Annotated in this window: 17 protein-coding genes; 8 read left to right on the top strand and 9 right to left on the bottom strand. The window is 70.6% G+C overall.

The window, feature by feature from the left end:
* Positions 1-115 precede the first annotated feature (115 nt).
* Positions 116-529: a pyridoxamine 5'-phosphate oxidase family protein gene (locus tag ACFPZJ_RS10370; RefSeq protein ID WP_381019792.1), complete on the top strand. Its 414-nt coding sequence runs from the start codon at positions 116-118 to the stop codon at positions 527-529.
* 179 nt (positions 530-708) lie between these two features.
* On the opposite strand, the gene ACFPZJ_RS10365 is transcribed toward ACFPZJ_RS10370, so the two are convergent.
* Positions 709-1,044 carry a hypothetical protein gene (locus ACFPZJ_RS10365; protein WP_381019790.1) on the bottom strand — a complete coding sequence of 112 codons (336 nt, stop codon included), beginning with the start codon at positions 1,042-1,044 and terminating at the stop codon, positions 709-711.
* A gap of 366 nt (positions 1,045-1,410) precedes the next feature.
* Between ACFPZJ_RS10365 and ACFPZJ_RS10360 the strand changes: the two genes are divergently transcribed.
* Positions 1,411-2,355, top strand: a complete 945-nt coding sequence (locus ACFPZJ_RS10360) for a helix-turn-helix transcriptional regulator (protein ID WP_381019788.1) — start codon at positions 1,411-1,413, stop codon at positions 2,353-2,355.
* Positions 2,356-2,373: 18 nt separating this feature from the next.
* On the top strand, positions 2,374-3,363 hold the full coding sequence (locus ACFPZJ_RS10355; RefSeq protein ID WP_381019786.1) for a helix-turn-helix transcriptional regulator: 990 nt from the start codon (positions 2,374-2,376) through the stop codon (positions 3,361-3,363).
* On the opposite strand, the gene ACFPZJ_RS10350 is transcribed toward ACFPZJ_RS10355, so the two are convergent.
* A complete protein-coding gene (locus tag ACFPZJ_RS10350; protein ID WP_381020170.1) occupies positions 3,326-4,363 on the bottom strand; it encodes a helix-turn-helix transcriptional regulator in 1,038 nt (345 codons plus the stop codon). The genes ACFPZJ_RS10355 and ACFPZJ_RS10350 overlap by 38 nt on opposite strands.
* A gap of 247 nt (positions 4,364-4,610) precedes the next feature.
* On the opposite strand from ACFPZJ_RS10350, the gene ACFPZJ_RS10345 reads away from it, so the two are divergent.
* Positions 4,611-5,972, top strand: a complete 1,362-nt coding sequence (locus tag ACFPZJ_RS10345) for a PA14 domain-containing protein (RefSeq protein ID WP_381019784.1) — start codon at positions 4,611-4,613, stop codon at positions 5,970-5,972.
* Between the two features lie 108 nt (positions 5,973-6,080).
* On the opposite strand, the gene ACFPZJ_RS10340 is transcribed toward ACFPZJ_RS10345, so the two are convergent.
* The 6 genes from ACFPZJ_RS10340 to ACFPZJ_RS10315 all read right to left on the bottom strand — a co-directional run bounded on the left by ACFPZJ_RS10340 (position 6,081) and on the right by ACFPZJ_RS10315 (position 13,004).
* The gene (locus ACFPZJ_RS10340) at positions 6,081-7,190 is read right to left on the bottom strand and encodes a sugar ABC transporter substrate-binding protein (RefSeq protein WP_381019782.1); all 1,110 of its coding nucleotides are present in this window, start codon (positions 7,188-7,190) and stop codon (positions 6,081-6,083) included.
* Positions 7,191-7,592: 402 nt separating this feature from the next.
* Entirely contained in the window at positions 7,593-8,048 is a 456-nt protein-coding gene (locus ACFPZJ_RS10335; protein ID WP_381019780.1) for a heat shock protein transcriptional repressor HspR, read from the bottom strand.
* Positions 8,049-8,052: 4 nt separating this feature from the next.
* Positions 8,053-9,225 (bottom strand): molecular chaperone DnaJ, encoded by a 1,173-nt coding sequence (gene dnaJ, locus ACFPZJ_RS10330; RefSeq protein WP_381019778.1) that lies wholly within the window; start codon positions 9,223-9,225, stop codon positions 8,053-8,055.
* Between the two features lie 36 nt (positions 9,226-9,261).
* A complete protein-coding gene (gene grpE / locus ACFPZJ_RS10325; RefSeq protein ID WP_381019776.1) occupies positions 9,262-9,993 on the bottom strand; it encodes a nucleotide exchange factor GrpE in 732 nt (243 codons plus the stop codon).
* Positions 9,990-11,834: a molecular chaperone DnaK gene (gene dnaK / locus ACFPZJ_RS10320; RefSeq protein ID WP_381019774.1), complete on the bottom strand. Its 1,845-nt coding sequence runs from the start codon at positions 11,832-11,834 to the stop codon at positions 9,990-9,992. Before dnaK ends, grpE begins: the two co-directional genes overlap by 4 nt.
* Before the next feature lie 93 nt (positions 11,835-11,927).
* Entirely contained in the window at positions 11,928-13,004 is a 1,077-nt protein-coding gene (locus tag ACFPZJ_RS10315) for an MraY family glycosyltransferase (protein WP_381019772.1), read from the bottom strand.
* Between the two features lie 238 nt (positions 13,005-13,242).
* Between ACFPZJ_RS10315 and ACFPZJ_RS10310 the strand changes: the two genes are divergently transcribed.
* Positions 13,243-15,540, top strand: coding sequence for a (Fe-S)-binding protein (locus ACFPZJ_RS10310; RefSeq protein ID WP_381019770.1), 2,298 nt, complete (start codon positions 13,243-13,245; stop codon positions 15,538-15,540).
* A gap of 103 nt (positions 15,541-15,643) precedes the next feature.
* On the opposite strand, the gene ACFPZJ_RS10305 is transcribed toward ACFPZJ_RS10310, so the two are convergent.
* Positions 15,644-15,970 (bottom strand): antibiotic biosynthesis monooxygenase family protein, encoded by a 327-nt coding sequence (locus ACFPZJ_RS10305; RefSeq protein WP_381019769.1) that lies wholly within the window; start codon positions 15,968-15,970, stop codon positions 15,644-15,646.
* A 184-nt stretch (positions 15,971-16,154) separates the two neighbouring features.
* On the opposite strand from ACFPZJ_RS10305, the gene ACFPZJ_RS10300 reads away from it, so the two are divergent.
* The 3 genes from ACFPZJ_RS10300 (at position 16,155) to ACFPZJ_RS10290 (ending at position 20,598) form a co-directional block, all read left to right on the top strand.
* Complete coding sequence (locus tag ACFPZJ_RS10300) at positions 16,155-17,570, top strand: FG-GAP and VCBS repeat-containing protein (protein ID WP_381019768.1); 1,416 nt, start codon at positions 16,155-16,157, stop codon at positions 17,568-17,570.
* Between the two features lie 211 nt (positions 17,571-17,781).
* The gene (locus ACFPZJ_RS10295) at positions 17,782-19,245 is read left to right on the top strand and encodes an FG-GAP-like repeat-containing protein (RefSeq protein ID WP_381019766.1); all 1,464 of its coding nucleotides are present in this window, start codon (positions 17,782-17,784) and stop codon (positions 19,243-19,245) included.
* A gap of 348 nt (positions 19,246-19,593) precedes the next feature.
* Positions 19,594-20,598 carry a Yip1 family protein gene (locus ACFPZJ_RS10290; protein WP_381019764.1) on the top strand — a complete coding sequence of 335 codons (1,005 nt, stop codon included), beginning with the start codon at positions 19,594-19,596 and terminating at the stop codon, positions 20,596-20,598.
* Positions 20,599-20,915: the final 317 nt, after the last annotated feature.

Here is a 20,915-nt window from a genome sequence, read left to right as displayed (position 1 = left end):
CTGTCTCCTCCTTGCGTCAGCCGTCGTCCGCACTGACTAGAGCAACGTCCACAAAGTTGAGTCTATTCCACTCAAGGTCGGTGTGGGAGGTGTACGGCGACTAAGTTCCGGACCCATGGCCACGTACCCCCAGGACCCCGGCGCACCCGACGCGCCGTACCTCACCTTCTGGCAGGAGCGGCACCTGTGCACGCTGACGACCCTGCGCCCGGACGGCACGCCGCACGTCGTGCCCGTCGGGGTGACGTACGACCCCGGGGCGCGGCTGGCCCGAGTCATCGCGCACAAGGCGAGCGCGAAGGTGGGCCATGTGCTCGCCGCCGGGCCGGAGGGCATGCCGGTGGCCGTGTGCCAGGTGGACGGCCGGCGGTGGGCGACCCTGGAGGGCCGGGCCTTCGTCCGGTCCGAGCCCGAGCCGGTGGCGGAGGCGGAACGGCGGTACGCGGAGCGCTACGGGCGACGGCCGTCGCCGAACCCGGACCGCGTGGTCATCGAGATCCGGCTGACGCGCGCGATGGGCCGGGGATGAGAGCGCCGCGGAATTCCGTACCGAAGATCGATTATTTCCGGCCACGGCAAAGCCCGGCGCGACAGCGCGTATGTCGCGAAATGTCCCGGAAAACTGCAGCGGCGTCACCGTGTTCAGGTCACGGTGACGCCGCTGCGGGGGGAAGCACCTGAGCGATCTGTTACGACGGGGGAATCGCGTCAGGCACTGCGGGGGGTGGCCGAGATGGTCCGAGGCACAGGGGAGCGGGACTCCACCTGCTGATGGTCTCGCTGGTCCAGGTTCACAAAGATCATTCCGTACCGGATGGCACACCGCACAGGCTGTGGCGCCCCCCGAGGCCGCCGCAGACACCGGTACGCCCGCACGTCTCCGTCCTCGTCGCGCGTGACGACGACCGGCTCACCGAACACGGTCACCATCAGCGAGTCACCGCTGTGGGGGATGGCGGTGACCAGGTCGATGAAGTGCCAGCCGGACCGGTATGCCGTGGCCATCTCACGACGGAAGGAGCGGTCGTCGGGTGGAGTGGTCACGTCAGCTCCCGGATCCAGCAGCCCCGGAGCTCGGCCAGCTGGTGTTGTTGACGCCGTAGGTGGTCTGAGCCACCGACGGCCAGCTGGTGTTCGCCCGAACATCATCCTTCGCATCGGAGAAGCCACTCAGCGCGCCGAGGGCCACAACGGCGGAGAAGGCGGCGACAAGCACCGAGCGAAGCATTCTGTTACGCATAGTCGGCTTCGTCCTCACTTGAAGGTCCCCTTTTCCCCCGTCGGGTACGACGATGGCTCATTCGGGCACGTCATGGCCACACAATCGATGCATCATGTTCCTGCATGTTCAGGACCCTGGGGGGTGGAGATTTGGCAACGAATCAAACGAAAGCGACACATCCCCATGCGATGACCGAGTGGTGCGAGGAGGGCAGCCGTCTGTACGCCGCCGCTCTGCGCACGGGACGCATCCCCCGCGCGGAAGTGGAGCCGGCACCCTGCCTGATCGAGTTCGCCCTTCTGCACCCCGACCCGGACGATCCCGACTGGCTGCGCCCCGTGCCCCCGGTCGTCGCCCTGTCCCGGCAACTCAACCCCCTGGAACACGAGATCGCCGAGCGCCGGCGCCTGGCCATCGACCTGGCGGAGACCTTCCAGCCCTTCATGGCCCTGGGTACCCAGATCGCGACGACCAGCGACTCCATCACCGTGCTGGAAGGCGGCGAACGCATCAACGCCGCACTCAACATGGCCACCGCCCAGTGCCGGACCGAGGTCCTCACCCTCCAGCCGAGCGACCGCATGTCCGAACGCAGCCTGCTGCGAGGGCTGGAGCGCGACAAGCCGCTCATCGAACGCGGTGTGCGCATCCGCACCGTCTACCAGCACACCGCCCGCTACAACCCGGAGCAACTGGCCTACGCCGCCCGGCTGTCCGACGGCAAGGCGGAGTACCGCACCATAGACGAGCTGGTGGAGCGACTGATCATCTGCGACGAGGCCGTCGCCTTCATCCCCGCCCGCGACGACCAGCAGGTCGCCCTGGAGCTGCGCCACCCCGGCCTGGTCCGCTATCTCATCAAGTTCTTCGAGTACCTGTGGGACCGCGCGGTGCCGCTGAACACCGGCACCCCGTACGAAGCGGCCTCCGGCGGCATCACGGAGATCCAGCACTCCATCGCCAAGCTCCTCGTCGAGGGCCACGTCGACGAGGCCATCGCCCGCCGCCTCGGCATGAACGTACGCACCTGCCGCGCCCACATCGCCAAGCTGGCGTCGGCCCTGGGCAGCGGCAGCCGGGCCCAACTCGGATATCTCATCGCACAGTCGGGGATCCTCGAACAGGATCACTGAGCAGGAGGGAGTCACCGAGTGACGTCGGCGCCACACCCGGAGCACGGCGCGGAAGAGCTGTGCCCCGCGGGGACGGAGCTGTACGAGCGGGCCCTGCGCGAAGGGCACGTACCCGCCGAGGCGGCCCTCACCACCCCGTGCCTGCTGGACTTCGGTCTGCTGCACCCGGCCGTCGACGACCTCTACCGGCTCGAACCGGTGGCGCCGGCCGTCGCCCTCCACCGGCTGCTGCGGACATCCGAGGAGCTGATCGCGCGCGAACGGCGCCGCGAGGAGCGGCTGGCCGAGACGTTCGAGCGGCTCATGGCGGTCGAGGGGCACCGCACGGCCGCGGCGGCCACGCCGACCCTCCGGCTCCTGGACGGCAAGCAGCGGATCAACCAGGCCATCACCGAGACCATGGCCGAGGCGTCCCGGGAACTCCTCACCGTGCAGCCCCGCACCAGGCACAGCGGTGCACAGATCGAGGCGGCCTATGCCGTCGCCACCCGACGCGACCAGGCGCTGCTGGACCGCGGCGGACGCATCCGCACCCTCTACCAGCACACCCAGCGCCACTTCCCCACCATCACGGCGCACCACGAACGGCTGCGCGGCGACATCGAGGCACGTGCGCTGGACGAGGTCACCGACCGGCTGATCCTCGTGGACCGGGCCGTGGCGTTCATCCCCGCCGACGACGACGGCGACCTCGCGCTGGAGATCCGCCACCCGGCCATCGTCGGATACCTGGCCACCGCCTTCGACCGCCTCTGGCGCCTGGCCACCCCCGTCTACCCCGAGGCCGCCCCCCGGCCCTCCCACGACGGCGTCACCGCCCGCCAGCGCGCCATCGCCCGCCTGTTGGTGGAGGGCCACACCGACGCCGTCATCGCCGACCGCCTCGGCATGAACGTCCGCACCGCCCGCGTGCACATCGCCAAGCTCGCCGCGACGCTGGGAAGCCAGAACCGGGCCCAACTCGGCTACCTCATCGGGCAGTCCGGGATCCTTGATCGGGAACGCTGAGGGACGCGGCGGAGCGCGGCGGGCCGTCCAGGCCGGCCTGGGCGATGCGGACGCCCAACTGCGTGCGGCTGGCCGCGCCGAGGGTCTCCGAGAGCCGGGCGATATGGGCCCGGCAGGTACGGACACTGATCCCGAGCCGCTCCGCGATCACCGCGTCCTGGTGGCCCTCCGCCAGCAGCGCCGCGATCGACTGCTCCCGGTGCGAGATGCCCTCGATGCCGGTGTCCGGGAGCGGGGCGGTCAGCGGGATCGCCAGCCGCCACAGGCGTTCGAAGACCGTGACCAGGTACTCCACCAGCGCCGGATGCCGCAGCTCCAGCGCCATCGTGCGGTCGGCGTTGGCGGGGATGAAGGCCACCGTGCGGTCGAAGAGGATCAGCCGGTCGATGACCTCGTCGAGGGTGCGGGCCTCCACCGCGTCGCCCATCAGCTCCAGATAGGTGAGCAGGCCCTGGCCGTGCCGGGCGACATGGGTGTACAGGTCCCGCATCCGCACCCCGCGGCCGCGCAGCGCCAGCGACCGGTGCAGGCCCTCGGACAGTTCCGCCTCGCGGCGGATGCCGCCGGGCTGCACGGTGAGCACCTCGGTGGTGCACGCCTCGGTCGCCTCGTCCATCGCGGCCTGGATCCGGGCCAGCCCGTCCAGCACCCGGATCGCCGAGCCCTCCGTCGCCGACGGGGCCGGGCGCACCTGGCGGCCGAGACCGGCGTACCACTCGACGGCCCGCACCGCCGAGCCCACCCGCCGCTGACTCGCGCTGACCTCGTCGTACATCCCGCGCAGCAGCCGGGTCATGACCTCCTGCGGGGAGGTCGGCACCAGCCAGTCCATGTCGTCGGGGTCGGGATGCAGCAGGGCGAGTTCCAGCAGGCAGGGCACCGGCTCGGCGTCCCGGCGCGGCACGCGGCCCCGCCGTACGGCCCGGGAATACACCCGATCCCCGGCCTCGCACAGTCGGTCAGCACCATGTGGATGCTCGTCCGTCCCGTGCCCGGCCATCGCCCATCCCACCCCCGGTTTGCGCATCTTTCCGCAGCGCAACTATGCGCGGACCGGACCTGCTCCGCAACACGGCTCCCCGCGCCACGACCGCCGGACGCCGCACTCAGGCCGCCCGACAGAAACGCATACTCCCGGCGTCCGCCTCACCTTTCACAAAAAACCCTTACAACCACCCAGTACCTCCACAGGTCTTGAACGTCAGCGGCCCTCCCACGGGCCGGAGACGATCCAGGACCGAGGAGCCATGAACCCAGCCAGACGGACGACCGCCGCGTTCACCACCGGCGTCGTGCTCGCGACCGCGGGCGGCCTGGTGGCCGCGGCCACCCCCGCATCAGCCGCCACGAGCTGCACCTCCCCCGTGTTCAAGCGGCAGTTCTACGCGAACACCACCCTCTCCGGCGCGCCGAAGAAGGTGGACTGCGACTCGCGGATCGACCAGGACTGGGGTACGGGCGCCCCCGCCACAGGGCTCCCGAAGGACAACTTCGGCGTGCGCTGGACCGTGACCCGCGACTTCGGTTCGGGTGGCCCGTTCTCCTTCGCGGTCGCGTCCCGGGACGGCATCCGGGTCTATCTGGACGGCGTCCGCGAGGTCGACCTCTGGAAAAACGTTGCGACCACGCAGAAGAAGACGGTCGACGTCACGGTCCCGCCCGGCAGGCACACCCTCCGCGTCGACTACGTCAACTGGACCGGCGCGGCGAACGTCGCCTTCGACTACTACCCGCGCAACGGGTCGAGCATCGACAAGGTCAAGCCGCTGGCCCCGGCCGGTGTGTCGGTGACGTACGACAAGGTCACCGGCGAGGCCACGGTGAAGTGGGCGAAGAACAAGGAGATGGACCTGCTGGGCTACCGCGTCTACAAGCGGCTGCCGTGGCAGGAGTTCCCCCGTGACTCCCGGACCCGGACGACCGCGACGACGTACACCGAGCAGCTGGAGAAGGCGGGCAACACCTACCTCTACGAGGTGCGGGCGATCGACAAGTCGGGCAACGAGTCGACCGGTTCCGCCGACGTCGCCGTCACCACGGCCGACGAACTCCCGCCGGAGCGGCCGAACATCGCCTGGACGGAGCCGAGCAACAAGGCCGTCAAGGTGCGCTGGACCGCGAGCCACGGAGCGGACGGCTACGAGGTGTACCGCGCGCCGTCCCAGGACGGCCCGTACACGCTCCTGGCCAAGCCGGCCACGCCCGCGTTCGACGACGTCTCCGCCGACCCCGACGTCACCTACTGGTACCGGGTGCGGGCGACCGACAAGGCCGGCAACGTCTCGGCGTACTCCTACACCCGCGGCGAGTGGGACACCCTCGCGCCGCTCGCCCCGCAGAACCTGACGGTCACCGAGGAGGACGCGGAGGGCATCACGCTGACGTGGAACTCCGTGGGCGCGCCCGAGTACCGCGTGTACCGGTCCACGTCGCCCGCGTCGTACGGCGACCTGATCGCCACGACGCCGACCGTCACCACGGCCTACCGCGACACCACCGGTGAGCCCGGGCAGCCGTACTACTACCGCGTGACCTCCGCGGACCCGGCCGGAAACGAGTCGGCCGCTGACGTGGTCACCGCGACCCGCCGCCCGGCCTCAGCCGAGTAAGGCGAGGGGCGTGGCCGGTCTTGCCGGCCACGCCCCTCAAGCCCGTTGCCTCGTCCGCCCCTTCGGGCCGTCAGGCCCGTGGGATCCGTGAGATCCGCCGGTCCCGCGTCACTTCAGTCCGGCCGCCGAGCAGGCCGCCCTGTACTTGGCGGTGCAGATGTCGGACACCTTGTAGATGCCGTCGGCGACGACCGTGTCCTTGATGTTGGACTTCGTCAGGGCGACGACGGGCACCAGCTGGGCGGGGATCTCCTTGTGCGTGGGGCTGTCGACCTTGTCGCGGGCGAGCGCGTCGAACTGGATGTCCCGGCCCTGGACCTTCGCCACGGCCATCTCCGCGGCGTTCTCGGCCTCCTGCGGGTACGACTTGTACACGCTCATGAACTGCTCGCCGAGCAGGATCCGCTGCACGGCCTCCAGCTCGGCGTCCTGGCCGGTGATGGGCGGCAGCTTGGTCACGCCCGCGGCCTTGAGGGCCTTGATGATTCCGCCCGCCATGCCGTCGTTGGCGGAGTAGACGGCCGCGATGTCGCCCGCGCCGATCGCCGCGATCGCCTGGGCCATGTTGGCCTCGGCGTTCTCCGGCTTCCAGTCCTTGGTGTCGAAGGACTTGGCGATCGTCACCTTGCCGTTCAGCTCGGAGAGCGCACCGGCCTTGAACTGCTTGGCGTTCGGGTCGGTGGGCGAGCCGTTCATCATGACGATCTTGTCGGCGACGGAGACGTCGGGACCGATCGCCTCCAGCAGGGTGCGGCCCTGGACCTCGCCGACCAGCTCGTTGTCGAAGGAGATGTACGCGTCGATCGGGCCCTCGGCCAGCCGGTCGTAGGCGATGACGGGGATGCCGGCGTCCTTCGCCTTCTTCACGCCGGACGCGATGGCGTGCGCGTCGACGGCGTCCAGCAGGATCACGTCGACCCGGTCGTCGACCATCTTCTGCAACTGCTGGGCCTGCCGGTCGGCGTCCGCCTCGGCGTTGGCGTACTCCACCCGGCCCTGGTTGCGGGTGAGGGACTCGACCTTCTTCTTGATGATGGGGTAGTCGAAGTTCTCGTACCGGGTGTTGGCCTTCTCCGGGAGCAGCAGACCCACCGTGATGTCGTTGCCCTTGGTCGGACTCGCCTCGCCGCTGCTCCCTGTCGCGCTGAGCACACCGCAGCCGGCGAGCGTGACGGACAACGTGGCGGCGGCCACGGATATGGCGATACGACGACGCATTCGGGGACTCACTTCGGGTGCGTTCGGGACGTGGGTGCAGCATTGCGGCCCATGTGACTGAAAAGCCAACTTGGCGGCGGTCCCCGGCGTCAAGCGGAACCACTTAACGAGATGGCAACACCACGCTCCGCAGTGTCGGTGAAGGCGTAGCGGAACGACCTCCAAACGCTCTTTACGGCCTCTCCACCCCGCGGAAACAGGGGCAGTTGAAGATCCGCGCAGCCAACCCGGCTCCTCACGCACCGTGACCACGACGACCGGCCACCGCCGTTCCGATACGACCGGGCGACCGAACGATCCCAGCCAGACGCTCGTGGTCCGCCTCCGGCGCCCGGCACGGCGAAGGGGCCCGGAGTGCTCTCCGGGCCCCTTCGCCGCACATGGCGCGCACACCGGCGCGGGTCAGTCCGACTGCTGCTTCCGCTTGGGCGGCCGCCACACCACCAGCGCGCTGGTCTGCTGGACGTCCTGGTACGGCACCAGGTCGCGGCGGTACGACGCGTGCACCGCCGCCTCACGCTGGCGCATCGCCGCCGCGGCCCCGTCGAGGGCGTCCTGCAGTTCGGCCACACGGGCCTGGAGCGCGGCGACTTGGTTCTCCAGTTCGATGATGCGCTTGATACCGGCCAGGTTGATGCCCTCGTCCTGCGACAACTGCTGCACCTGGCGGAGCAGTTCGATGTCACGGGCCGAGTAGCGGCGGCCACGGCCGGCGGTGCGGTCCGGAGACACGAGCCCCAGACGGTCGTACTGGCGCAGTGTCTGCGGGTGCAGACCGGAGAGCTGGGCCGCCACCGAGATGACGTAGACCGGGGTGTCCTCGGTCAGTTCATACGGGTTGCGTCGACGGCCGTCCATCTCATCAAGCTCCCTTCGCGGCCTGGAACAGCTCCGCCCGCGGATCCTCGCCCACGGTGGCTTCGCGATACGCCTCGAGCGCGTCACGAGCCTTCCCCGTCAGGTCCTTCGGGACACTCACCTCGACGGTGACCAGGAGGTCGCCGCGGGTGCCGTCCTTGCGGACCGCGCCCTTCCCCCGGGCCCGCATCGTACGGCCGTTCGGCGTGCCCGGCGGCAGTTTCAGGGTGACGGGCGGGCCGCCCAGCGTCGGGACGCGGACCTCACCGCCGAGGGCCGCCTCGGGATACGTGACGGGCACCGTGATGGTGAGGTTGTCGCCCTTGCGGCCGAAGACGGGGTGTTCCTTGACGTGGACCACCACGTACAGGTCACCCGCCGGGCCGCCCCGCTCGCCCGGTGCGCCCTTGCCGCGCAGCCGGATCCGCTGGCCGTCGGAGACGCCGGCCGGGATGCGGACCTGCATGGTCCGGGAGGACTTGGCCCGTCCGCTGCCGCTGCACACGTCGCAGGGGTTCTCCGCGATCAGGCCGCGCCCCTTGCAGTCCGGGCAGGGGTCGGTGAGGGAGAAGCCCCCGCCGGAGCCCCGGGCGACCTGTCCGGTGCCGACGCAGGTCGGGCACACGCGCGGTGTGCCGTTCTTGTCGCCGGTGCCCGAGCAGGCCTTGCAGGGCTGCTGGGACGACATCCGCAGCGGGACCGTCGCGCCCTCGATCGCCTCGGTGAAGCTCAAGGTGACCTCGGACTCGATGTCCTGGCCGCGTCGCGGCTGGGTGCGGGTGGGGCCCGCGCCGCCGCGGTTGAAAAGGCCCCCGAAGACGTCACCGAGCCCGCCGCCGAAGCCGCCGGCTCCGCCGGGCTGCTGTCCCCCGAACAGGTCGCTCAGGTCGAAGTTGAAGGAGCCGCCGCCCGCGCCGGGCCCCGGGCGGAAGCCGCCGTTGCCGAAGAGCGCGCGTGCCTCGTCGTACTCCTTGCGCTTCTTGGGGTCACCGAGGACGTCGTTCGCCTCGGAGATCTCCTTGAAACGTTCCTCCGCCTTCGCGTTGCCCTTGTTGGCGTCCGGGTGGTACTCGCGGGCGAGCTTCCGGTACGCCTTCTTGATCTCGGCCTCGGTGGCGTCCTTGGGGACGCCGAGGACCTTGTAGTAGTCCTTCTCGATGAAGTCCTTGGTGCTCATCCTCGACGTCCCTCCTCTCCTGCGTCGGTTGTGACGTCAGCCCTCCTCCGGGCCACCGTTCTCCTTGTTCTCTGCGGCGTCGGCCTGCGCCTCGGTCTGCTGCCCGCCCTTGTCCTCGGCCGACTTGACCGTCTGCGCGCCGGGCTGCGGTTCGGCCACGGCCACCCGCGCGGGGCGGATGGTGCGCTCGCCGATCCGGTACCCGGGCTGCAGAATCGCCACGCACGTCGTCTCGGTGACGTCCGGCGCGTAGGAGTGCATCAGGGCCTCGTGGATCGTCGGGTCGAAGGGCTCGCCCTCCTTGCCGAACTGCTGCAGGCCCATCTTCGCCACGGTGGTCTCCAGCGACTCGGCGACGGACTTGAAGCCGCCGACCAGTTCGCCGTGCTCCCGCGCGCGGCCGATGTCGTCGAGCACGGGCAGGAGCTCGGTCAGGAGGTTCGCCACGGCGATCTCCTTGACCGCGATCCGGTCGCGCTCGACCCGGCGGCGGTAGTTCTGGAACTCGGCCTGGAGGCGCTGGAGGTCGGCCGTGCGCTCGTTGAGCGCCGTGCGCGCCTGGTCCAGCTGGGCCACCAGGCCCGCGGTCTGGCCCGCGTCCCCGGCCGGGGCCGCCCCCTCCTCACGCGAGGAAGCGGAGGCGGCCTTCGGCTCGGCGTCTTCGGAGGCGGCGCCGGAGGGGACGTCGGGCTGCTGCGGCTGAGCAGGCTGCTGCTGGCCCTGCTGAGCCTGCTGCTGCTCGTCGAAGCCCGGGGTCTCCTCCGTCACGCGGCACCGTCCTTCCGCTCGTCGTCGACGATCTCGGCGTCGACGACGTCGTCGTCGGCCTTGCCGTCGGAGGCACCGGCGTCGGCGCCGGCGGTCGCCTGGGCGCCCTGGGCGTCGGCGTACATGGCCTGGCCCAGCTTCTGGGAGACGGCCGCGACCTTCTCCGTGGCGGTGCGGATCTCGGCGGTGTCCTCGCCCTTGAGCTTCTCCTTCAGCTCGGCGACGGCGGCCTCGACCTCGGACTTGATCTCGCCGGGGACCTTGTCCTCGTTGTCCTTGAGGAACTTCTCGGTCTGGTAGACGAGCTGCTCGCCCTGGTTGCGGGTCTCGGCGGCCTCGCGGCGCTTGTGGTCCTCCTCCGCGTAGCGCTCGGCCTCCTCGCGCATGCGGTCGACCTCTTCCTTCGGGAGCGAGGAGCCGCCGGTGACGGTCATCTTCTGCTCCTTGCCGGTGCCGAGGTCCTTCGCCGTGACGTGCATGATGCCGTTGGCGTCGATGTCGAAGGAGACCTCGATCTGCGGGACGCCGCGCGGCGCCGGGGGCAGACCGGTCAGCTCGAACATGCCGAGCTTCTTGTTGTACGCCGCGATCTCGCGCTCGCCCTGGTAGACCTGGATCTGCACCGACGGCTGGTTGTCCTCGGCCGTGGTGAAGATCTCGGAGCGCTTCGTCGGGATCGTGGTGTTGCGCTCGATCAGCTTGGTCATGATGCCGCCCTTGGTCTCGATGCCGAGGGACAGCGGGGTGACGTCGAGCAGCAGGACGTCCTTGACCTCGCCCTTGAGGACACCGGCCTGGAGCGAGGCGCCGACGGCGACGACCTCGTCCGGGTTGACGCCCTTGTTGGCCTCCTTGCCGCCGGTCAGCTCCTTGACGAGCTCGGCGACGGCGGGCATACGGGTCGAGCCACCGACGAGGACGACGTGGTCGATCTCGTTGATGGAGACGCCGGCGTCCTTGATGACGTTGTGGAACGGCACCTTGCAGCGCTCCAGCAGGTCGCTGGTGAGCTGCTGGAACTGGGCGCGGGTGAGCTTCTCGTCCAGGTGCAGCGGGCCCTCGGCGGAGGCCGTGATGTAGGGCAGGTTGATCGAGGTCTCGGTGGACGAGGACAGCTCGATCTTCGCCTTCTCGGCGGCCTCGCGCAGACGCTGCAGCGCCATCTTGTCCTTGGAGAGGTCCACGCCGTGGCCGGACTGGAACTGCTTGACCAGGTAGTCGACGATGCGCTGGTCCCAGTCGTCACCACCGAGGTGGTTGTCGCCGTTGGTGGCCTTCACCTCGACGACACCGTCGCCGATCTCCAGCAGCGAGACGTCGAACGTACCGCCACCGAGGTCGAAGACCAGGATGGTCTGGTCCTCCTTCTCCAGGCCGTACGCCAGCGCCGCCGCGGTGGGCTCGTTGACGATGCGCAGGACGTTCAGGCCCGCGATCTCGCCGGCCTCCTTGGTGGCCTGGCGCTCGGCGTCGTTGAAGTACGCCGGGACGGTGATGACCGCGTCGGCCACCTTCTCGCCCAGGTAGGCCTCGGCGTCGCGCTTGAGCTTCTGCAGGATGAACGCGGAGATCTGCTGCGGGTTGAAGGGCTTCCCGTCGAGCTCGATCTTCCAGTCGGTGCCCATGTGGCGCTTGACCGAGCGGATCGTCCGGTCCACGTTGGTGACCGCCTGGCGCTTGGCCACCTCACCCACGAGCACTTCGCCGTTCTTGGCGAAGGCGACGACGGACGGCGTGGTCCTGGCGCCCTCGGCGTTGGTGATGACGGTGGGCTCGCCGCCCTCCAGAACGCTGACGACGGAGTTAGTCGTGCCCAGGTCGATGCCGACCGCACGTGCCATTGTGATTCCTCCAGCTGACTTGAGTGGAACGGACTCAAGTGTGCCCGAGGCTCAGCGTGGGGTCAACAGAGCTGAGTCGACTGGGCTCAACTCTTATCCATTCCTTACGCGCAACTGGTCGCCGACCTGCGAAGACGTGGCGCTCCGGGCACGCGGCGGACATCCGGTCAGCGGCTCCGGGGACACCCGGCCGGGCGCCTGGCGGGTGCCGTACACCGGCACCCGCAGCAGGGCGACCACGACGACCGACGCCACCGCCGCCACCCACAGCGGCGCGGTCCGCCCCGCCCACCCGGTGTGCGCGAGCAGCCCAACGAGTACCCCGCAGAACGCCCCGACGCCCAGGAGCACGGTCGCGCCGTGCGGGGTCAGTCCGAGCCGCCGCAGCCGGTGGGCGAGATGGTCGGGAGCCGTGCGCGCCAGGGGCCGCCCGGCCGACCGCCGGGAGACGGCCACGAGCACGGCGTCGGCGGCCACCACGACGGTCAGCGCGAACAGCACGCCCGCGCTGGATGCGACGTCCTGCCCGGCCCGGGTGAAGACGGCCGCCCCGGCGAGCACGAACCCGGCGAACAGCGAGCCGCTCGCGCCGAGCGCACTCCGCGCGGGGTGCCAGTTGTGCAGGAGGAACCCGGTCAGCGCGGCGGCCAGCACGCTCATCAGCACCGCGACGGCGTCCATGACCTCGGCCGCCGCACAGGCGCCCACCCCGAAGGCGGTCACGACCCCGACCGTGCCCGCGAGCCCGTCGGCGTGGTCGAGGCCCCGGAAGGCGAGGGTGACGAGCGCGATCCAGCAGACGGCCAGCAGCCCGCCCGGCACCCCGGTCTCCTCGTACGGCACCACACACGCGGCGGCGACGGCCGTACCGGCCGCCAGGACCCGTCCGCGCAGCCGCCACACGTCGGCGGCCAGCCCGAGGAGGGCGACTCCGGCGCCGGCGGCCAGCAGCACGCCCACCCCGCCGCCGAGCGGCACGACCCCGGTCAGGTCACCGGCCCAGGCGACCGCCGCGGTCACGGCCACGACGGCCACGCCCCCGGACAGCGGCACCACCCGGGGCCGCCGCCTGCGGACGACGCCCAGGCGCAGGGCGGGGGCCCGCAGCAGGACCGTGACGACGACAGACAGAAGGAAGGCGGCCGTGGCGGCGGCGATACCGTAGAGCACGGTTATAAGTTAGGGCGAGATATGACAATTCCGTACGACTAACACGGCCGGATCTCGATCGGCCCTCGCCGCCCTCAGGCAAGCCTCAGCGATTCAGATCACCCCGCACCCGGCTACAGTGCGGCGGGAGATAGGGGTAGTCTCAGACGGACTGCATAAGTTACCGCTTAGTAATCTCGGGGAACCTCTTCAGGCGAAGGTGTCCCCACGAAACCCCTCGCAGGCCCGAGGAGCCCCCATGCAACTCGCCGCGATCATCGTGTCGCTGGTCCTGACCGTGGTCGGCGTTGCGCTGCTCGCACGCGCGATCGGCCAGTTCGTCCGGTACTTCAGGCTGGGCCAGCCGGTCCCGGCCGGCAGCCGGACCGACAACCCCTACCAGCGCAGCGTGACCCTGGTGAAGGAGTTCCTCGGCCACACGCGCATGAACCGCTGGGGCATCGTCGGTATCGCCCACTGGTTCGTGGCGGTCGGCTTCCTGACGCTGCCGCCGACCCTGGCCCAGGCGTTCGGCCAGCTGTTCCAGGCCGACTGGATGCTGCCGGTCATCGGCGACTTCCTGCCGTTCGAGCTGTACATCGAGTTCATCGGTGTGATGACGGTCCTCGGCATCGCCGTGCTCATCGTGATCCGCCTGCTGAGCCTGCCGTCGCGGCCGGGCCGCAAGTCCCGCTTCGCCGGCTCCAAGGCGGGCCAGGCCTACTTTGTCGAGTACGTCATCCTCACCATCGGCCTGGCCATCTACGTGCTGCGTGGCCTGGAGGGCGCGCTGCACCACGTCGAGCACTACGAGGCCGCGTACTTCGCCTCGTACCCGCTGGTCCTGGCCTTCAAGGGGCTGAGCGTCACCGCGCTGCAGAACCTGGTCTACCTGGTCGCGATGATCAAGATCAGCACCTCGTTCATCTGGATGATCGTGGTGTCGCTCAACACCAACATGGGCGTGGCCTGGCACCGCTTCCTGGCCTTCCCGAACATCTGGTTCAAGCGCAACGCGGACGGCTCCACGGCCCTCGGCGCGCTCCAGCCGATGACCTCCGGCGGCAAGCCGATCGACTTCAGCGACCCGGGCGAGGACGACGTCTTCGGCGTCTCGCAGGTCGAGCAGTTCTCCTGGAAGGGCCTGCTGGACTTCTCCACGTGCACCGAGTGCGGCCGCTGCCAGTCGCAGTGCCCCGCCTGGAACACCGGCAAGCCGCTCTCCCCCAAGCTGCTGATCATGTCCCTCCGGGACCACGCGCACGCCAAGGCCCCGTACCTGCTGGCCGGCGGCGGCAAGACGATGGAGGGCGAGGAGAAGGCGTCCGAGGAGCAGCTGAAGGACGTCCCCGCCGCGGCTCTCGCGGAGGCCGAGCGCCCGCTGATCGGCACCGCCGAGGAGAACGGCGTCATCGACCCGGACGTCCTGTGGTCCTGCACCACCTGCGGCGCCTGCGTCGAGCAGTGCCCGGTGGACATCGAGCACGTCGACCACATCGTCGACATGCGCCGCTACCAGGTGATGATCGAGAGCTCCTTCCCGTCCGAGGCGGGCACGATGCTCAAGAACCTGGAGAAGAAGGGCAACCCCTGGGGCCTGGCCAAGAAGCAGCGCCTGGAATGGACCAAGGAGGTCGACTTCGAGGTCCCGGTCGTCGGCAAGGACATCGAGGACCTGTCCGAGGTCGAGTACCTGTACTGGGTCGGCTGCGCGGGCGCGCTGGAGGACCGCGCGAAGAAGACGACGAAGGCCTTCGCCGAACTCCTCCACATCGCGGGCGTGAAGTTCGCGATCATGGGCGGCGACGAGAAGTGCACCGGTGACTCCGCCCGGCGTCTCGGCAACGAGCCCCTGTTCCAGGAGCTCGGCATGGAGAACGTCATGGCCCTGAACACGGCGTTCGGCGAGGAGCTGGACGACGAGGGCAAGGTGGTCGCGGAGTCCGCCAAGCCGAAGTCGGCGAAGAAGATCGTCGCCACCTGCCCGCACTGCCTCAACACGCTGGGCAACGAGTACCCGCAGCTCGGCGGCGACTACGAGGTCATCCACCACACGCAGCTGCTCCAGCACCTGGTGGACGAGGGCAAGCTGATCCCCGTCACCCCGGTCGAGGGCATCATCACGTACCACGACCCGTGCTACCTGGGCCGCCACAACAAGATCTACACGCCGCCGCGCGAGATCATCGGCAAGGTCCCGGGCCTGCGCAACGAGGAGATGCACCGCCACAAGGAGCGCGGCTTCTGCTGCGGCGCGGGTGGCGCCCGCATGTGGATGGAGGAGCGGATCGGCAAGCGCATCAACAACGAGCGCGTCGACGAGGCCCTCTCCCTCAACCCCGACATCGTCTCCACCGCCTGCCCGTTCTGCCTCGTCATGCTGACCGACTCGGTCAACGGCAAGAAGAACGACGGCAAGGCCAAGGAGTCCATCCAGGTCGTGGACGTCGCCCAGCTGCTGCTGGACTCCGTCAAGACCCCGGTCGCCGACGAGGACGAGCCCCCGGCGGGAGCGGCGGAGTCGGAGAGTGAGCCGGAGCCGGAGCCGGTGAAGTAGGCGGCACCTTCCGTGCACCGACGCCCCCGAGGCCTTCCCGGCCCGGGGGCGTCGCCGTGTCCAGCGGTTCCGCGTTCAGCGGTTCCGTGTCCGCCGCTGCCGCCTACTCCCCCTTCGGCGCCGCCTGCTGCACCACCTCGAACGACCACAGCGTCGACCCCGACGCCGCCGGCTTCGGGCGCTCCCCGCCTTCGCCGCCGCCCTGGTGGGCCGCCTTCATCGGGCCCTCCATCCAGGCCTGGAACGACTCCTCGTCACGCCAACGGGTGTAGACGAGGTACTGGTCGGTGCCCTCGACCGGGCGCAGGAGCTCGAACCACTCGAACCCGTCGGAACTCTCCACGGCGTGGGCGCGGGAAGCGAAGCGCTTCTCCAGGGTTTCCCGCTGCTCGGCGGGAACGGTCAGCACATTGATCTTGACTACGCTCATGTCCCCATCCTGCCGGGTGCGGGGGACGGGTCGAGCGGGGCACCCCGTATGCGCGCGGCGGCGGTCATCGCACCGGCCCGCGCATGAGGAAGGAGCACGCCTCCCGCACAACCCTCACGCCGGTCCGGGGGTCTTCTGTTCGCAACGCCCACACCGCATGTCCCTGCCCACCCGTGGAGCCCCCTTGCGCACGTCCGCCTCTCTCCTCACCGCAGCCGCCCTCCTCGCCTCAGCGCTCACTCCGCTCGCCCTGACCGGCCCGGCCGCCGCCGCGACCGCCCGGTACGCGGACGACTTCAACGGCGACGGGCACCGGGACCTCGCCCTCGGCGATCGCACCGCCGTCGCGGGCGGCAAGAAGGAGGCGGGGGCGGTCGTCGTCGTCTGGGGCACGGCGCGGGGGCTGAACCCCGCCCAGCGGACCGTGGTGACACAGAACAGCACGGGCGTGGAGGGCGCGGCGGAGGCAGGTGACGCGTTCGGCGCGAAGATCACCACCGCGGACCTGAACAAGGACGGGTACGCCGACATCGTGGCCACCTCCCCGGGCGAGGCCACCGGCAACGGCAACCGGGGCACGTTCACCGTCCTGTGGGGGTCCAGGTCGGGGATCTCCGGCGGCAGTTCCCACGCCGCCCCGGCGGGCAGGGAGGTCGGCTTCGCCAAGGACGTCGCGGTCGGCGACTTCGACGCCGACGGCCGTCCCGACGTGATGGCGGTGGACGACGAGTACGTCTGGTTCGTGCGCGGCCCGTTCACCAAGTCCGGCGCGCGCGGCAAGGCGACCAACCTCGACCCGGTCGACGGCGAGGACATCAACCCCGAACTGGTCGTCTCCGGCAAGGTCACCAAGGACGGCACCGCCGACGCCGCGGTGATCGGCTGGGATGCGGACACCCGGAGCAACCGCGTCTGGTTCTACCGTGGCAGCACGACCGGCCCGGTCAGGCCGCCGAAGAAGACCGCTCTGCCCGCTTCCTCCGAACTGGCCGGTTCCGGCGCCGTGATCGCCGACTTCGACAGGAACGGCCACGGGGACCTGGCGGTCGGCGTCTCCCGCTCCGGCAAGGGCGGTGCGGTGCACGTCCTGAAGGGCACCTCCACCGGCTTCGACACGACGGTGAGGTCCCTCACCCAGGACAGCGCCGGAGTGCCCGGCGTCCGCGAGTCCGTGGACTACTTCGGCTACGACGTCTCGGCCGGGGACACCAACGGTGACGGCTACCCCGACCTGGCGGTGGGCGTCCCGGGCGAGGTGATCGGCGACAACCTGTTCCGTACGGGCGCGGTCACGGTCCTGCGCGGCGGCTCCACCGGCCTCACCGGCACGGGCGCACGCCAGTACGACTACGCCACCGCGGGCGTCGAGGGCGACCCCGCCGAGGAGAACGACACCTGGCTCGGCGCCTCCGTCCTGCTGCGCGACTTCGACCACGACGGCCGTGCGGAACTGGCGGCCACCGCCAATGAAGTCGGCCGCCTGCACCTCCTCCCCGGCACCTCGTCGGGGCCGACCGGCGCCGGTTCGACCCTGCTCACCGTCGCCGACCTGGGCCTGGGCACCACCCGTTCGTCCTTCGCCGCCGCGCTGGCGGACTGAGCCCACCCACGGAGTCCGGGGAGTCCCGACCGTGCGGCAACGGCCCGGGAATTTACCGAACGCACGTACAACCCTTACGCACCAGCGCTGGTCTCCTGATCGCCGATCACTCCGTGAACCCGTGGACGACTCCCGGCGAACACGGACACCCCGGCCCCCATCCTCTGCGGATGCCCGCCAGGCATCCCCGCATGCCGCAGGAGAACCCCGCATGCACCAGCACCAGCGCCCGCACGGGCGTCCGCACCTGAGAGTCGCCCTCGCGACGGCCACCGCGGCCGCGCTGACGGGCGGCCTGCTCTCGTTCGCCGCCGCGCCGGCGCCAGCCGCCGACTCCACCTACGTCCCCCAGGCCGACTTCAACGGCGACGGCTACCGCGACGTCGCCGTCGGCGCCATGGGCGCCGACGTCGGCTCGGTCCAGAACGCCGGTGCCGTGGTCGTCCTGTACGGCTCGTCCACCGGCGTCTCGGCGACCAGGAAGACCGTCATCACCCAGAACTCCACCGGCGTCCCCGGCGCCGCCGAGGAGGGCGACCGCTTCGGCTACAGCCTCGCCGCCGCCGACCTGAACGGCGACAAATACGCGGACCTGGTGGTCGGCTCCCAGTACGAGGCCATCGGCGACCGCGAGGGCGTCGGCACGGCCACCGTCATCTGGGGCGGCTCCTCGGGCCTGTCCGGCGGCGCCGCGCTGCCGCAGCCGTCCCCGTCCGAGCTCAACGAATGGGGCGGCTACGGCTCCGCCGTCGCCACCGGTGACTTCGACGGCGACGGCAAGCCGGACGTGACCGTCACCGGCCAGAACCACATCCACCTCTACCGTGGCCCGTTCACCCGCACCGGCACCGGGGAGCTCGGCGGGGCCTACGAGGTGACGGCGGGCGACCTGACCGGCGACGGCGACGCGGAGCGCGTCTACCCGTACCTGGTCGACGGCGACCCCGGCGGCGCGGTCCCGTACTACACCTACGACCCGGGCAACTGGGACGCCCACCCCGAGTCGGACTACGCCCTCGTCGACCTGCCGAACGCGGACGGCGAGGAGGCCGTCATCGCCGACGTCAACGGCGACACCTACGGCGACCTCGTCCTCGGCGACTACCAGGACCCGCGCGCCGACAAGCCCGGCGGCCACAAGGGCGGCCAGATCACCGTCTGGTACGGCGGCCCGAACGGCCCCGACCCCGCGCAGAAGCCGACCGTCATCCACCAGGACACCACCGGCGTGCCCGGCGCGGGCGAGACCGACGACGTCTTCGGCTCGGCGCTCAGCGCGGGCGACGTCAACGGCGACGGCTACGCCGACATCGCGGTCGGCGCCTGGGGCGAGGACCTAGGCTCGGTGAAGGACGCGGGCTCGGTCACCCTCCTGTTCGGCTCGGCCTCCGGCCTGACCGGCACGGGCGCCAGGTCCTACTCCCAGGACACCGCCGGGGTCCCCGGCTCCTCGGAGTACATGGACGCCTTCGGCATGACGGTCCGCCTGGTCGACCTCGACAAGAACGGCAGGGCCGACCTCGTCACCGGCGCCGGCTACGAGAACGGCTACGGCGCCGTCACCGTCCTGCGCGCCGCCTCCTCCGGCCTGACCACCTCGGGCGCGAAGTTCATCTCCGCCCGGGACGCCGGGATCAAGGGCGGCGGCGAGTTCGCGTGGGCGATCGCCCAGTGACGCCGTACCGGGCGGGGCGCTCCGCGCGAACCGTCCGGCGCCCGCGCGCCGGCACCACCGCCGCCGCCCTCGTCACCGCCCTGGCCTCCCTCGACCAGGGCACGGGCGACGGCGCGGTCCGGTCCCTGCCCGCCACGACGACCGGCCCACGGCCACCGGCCCGGTCGGCTCCCGCCCGGCGTCCGGGGGCATCCCGACGCCGGGCCCGCCGGCGTACGGCACGGCCCTGAACCTCCGACGCTCGGAGGACATGCCGCGCCGATGCCGCCGCCACGCCGGGACGAGGCCCCACCCGTACGGCCGAACCCCGACCGCCCACCGGGACAAGGCGGTTCACTCCCTTAGGGGATGTCACAGCTCGGCCGCAAAGCCGGGCCCGGAAGCCCGGGCCCGGCACGTCACTCTCCGGGACCAGGTACGTTCGAAGACGTGGCTGGATTCAGGATCGGACGCGGCCGGGACAACGGCGCTCCTCAGACGCGACCGCAACACCCTCCGTACGGACAGCAGACGCCGCAGGGGCCGTCGTACGGCTACCCGCAGGCGCCGCAGCCGTACCCGCAGCAGCAGTACGGGGGTGGCGGCGGCCCGTGGCCGCACTCGAACGGCGGCGGCTACGGCGGCCCCGACGAGCCGGAGTACTTCGGCGACGGTGCCTACCCCCCGGGCCCGACCGGCCCGCAGGGCGCCCCGCACGACCCGTACGCGGCCAACAACCCGGGCCACACCCAGGCGTTCTCGGTCGGTGAGGACCCCTACAACCAGGGCGACACCTACCGCGCGGGCGCGGCCCCGCCGCCCGGCCCGGTCGGCCCCCGCCTGCACTGGAAGGAACTGCTGAAGGGGATCGTCCTCTCCCCCAACCAGACGTTCCTGCGGATGCGGGACTACACGATGTGGGGCCCTGCCCTCGTCGTGACCTTCCTCTACGGCCTGCTCGCCGTCTTCGGCTTCGACGGCGCCCGCGAGGACGCGATCAACGCGACCCTCTCCAACGCGATCCCGATCGTCCTGACGACGGCGGTCGCGATGGTGCTGAGCGCCTTCGTCCTGGGCGTGGTCACTCACACCCTGGCCCGCCAGCTCGGCGGCGACGGCGCCTGGCAGCCCACGGTCGGCCTCTCCATGCTGATCATGTCCCTCACGGACGCCCCCCGCCTGGTCGTCGCGATGTTCCTCGGCGGCGACGCGACCTTCGTCCAGCTGCTCGGCTGGGCCACCTGGGTCGCGGCCGGCGCCCTGCTGACCCTCATGGTCAGCCGCTCCCACGACCTGCCGTGGCCGAAGGCACTGGGCGCGTCCGCGATCCAGCTGATCGCACTGGTGTCGATCGTGAAGCTGGGCACGTTCTAGGGCCCCGCCGACACACGAAAGGGCCCCGGCTCCCGCCGGGGCCCTTTCCGTACGGCCCGTATCCCAGCTCAGGCGTCGAGGACCTGCCCGGCACGCTTGACCACGGGCGGCTCGACACTTCAGGCACTGTGGTCCGGTAAAGACGTCTCATGAGAGCACTGTCCGCAGGTCAGATCGCTACGGCCAGGCGTCGCGGCCCGCCAAGACTCTGCGATGCAGCCGAACGTGATGCAAAGTCGACCCCGGTCTCAGATACTCGGGACGTTCCAAAGGATCGCTGCCCCTGAGGGCGGCACTTGGGATCAGGGGGGGACGAA

Origin of the sequence: Streptomyces bullii, from assembly GCF_042657145.1 — a bacterium.
Taxonomy (GTDB): domain Bacteria; phylum Actinomycetota; class Actinomycetes; order Streptomycetales; family Streptomycetaceae; genus Streptomyces; species Streptomyces bullii.
Note: the sequence above shows the minus strand (reverse complement) of the source record. Positions and strands in the feature narration are given on the sequence as shown.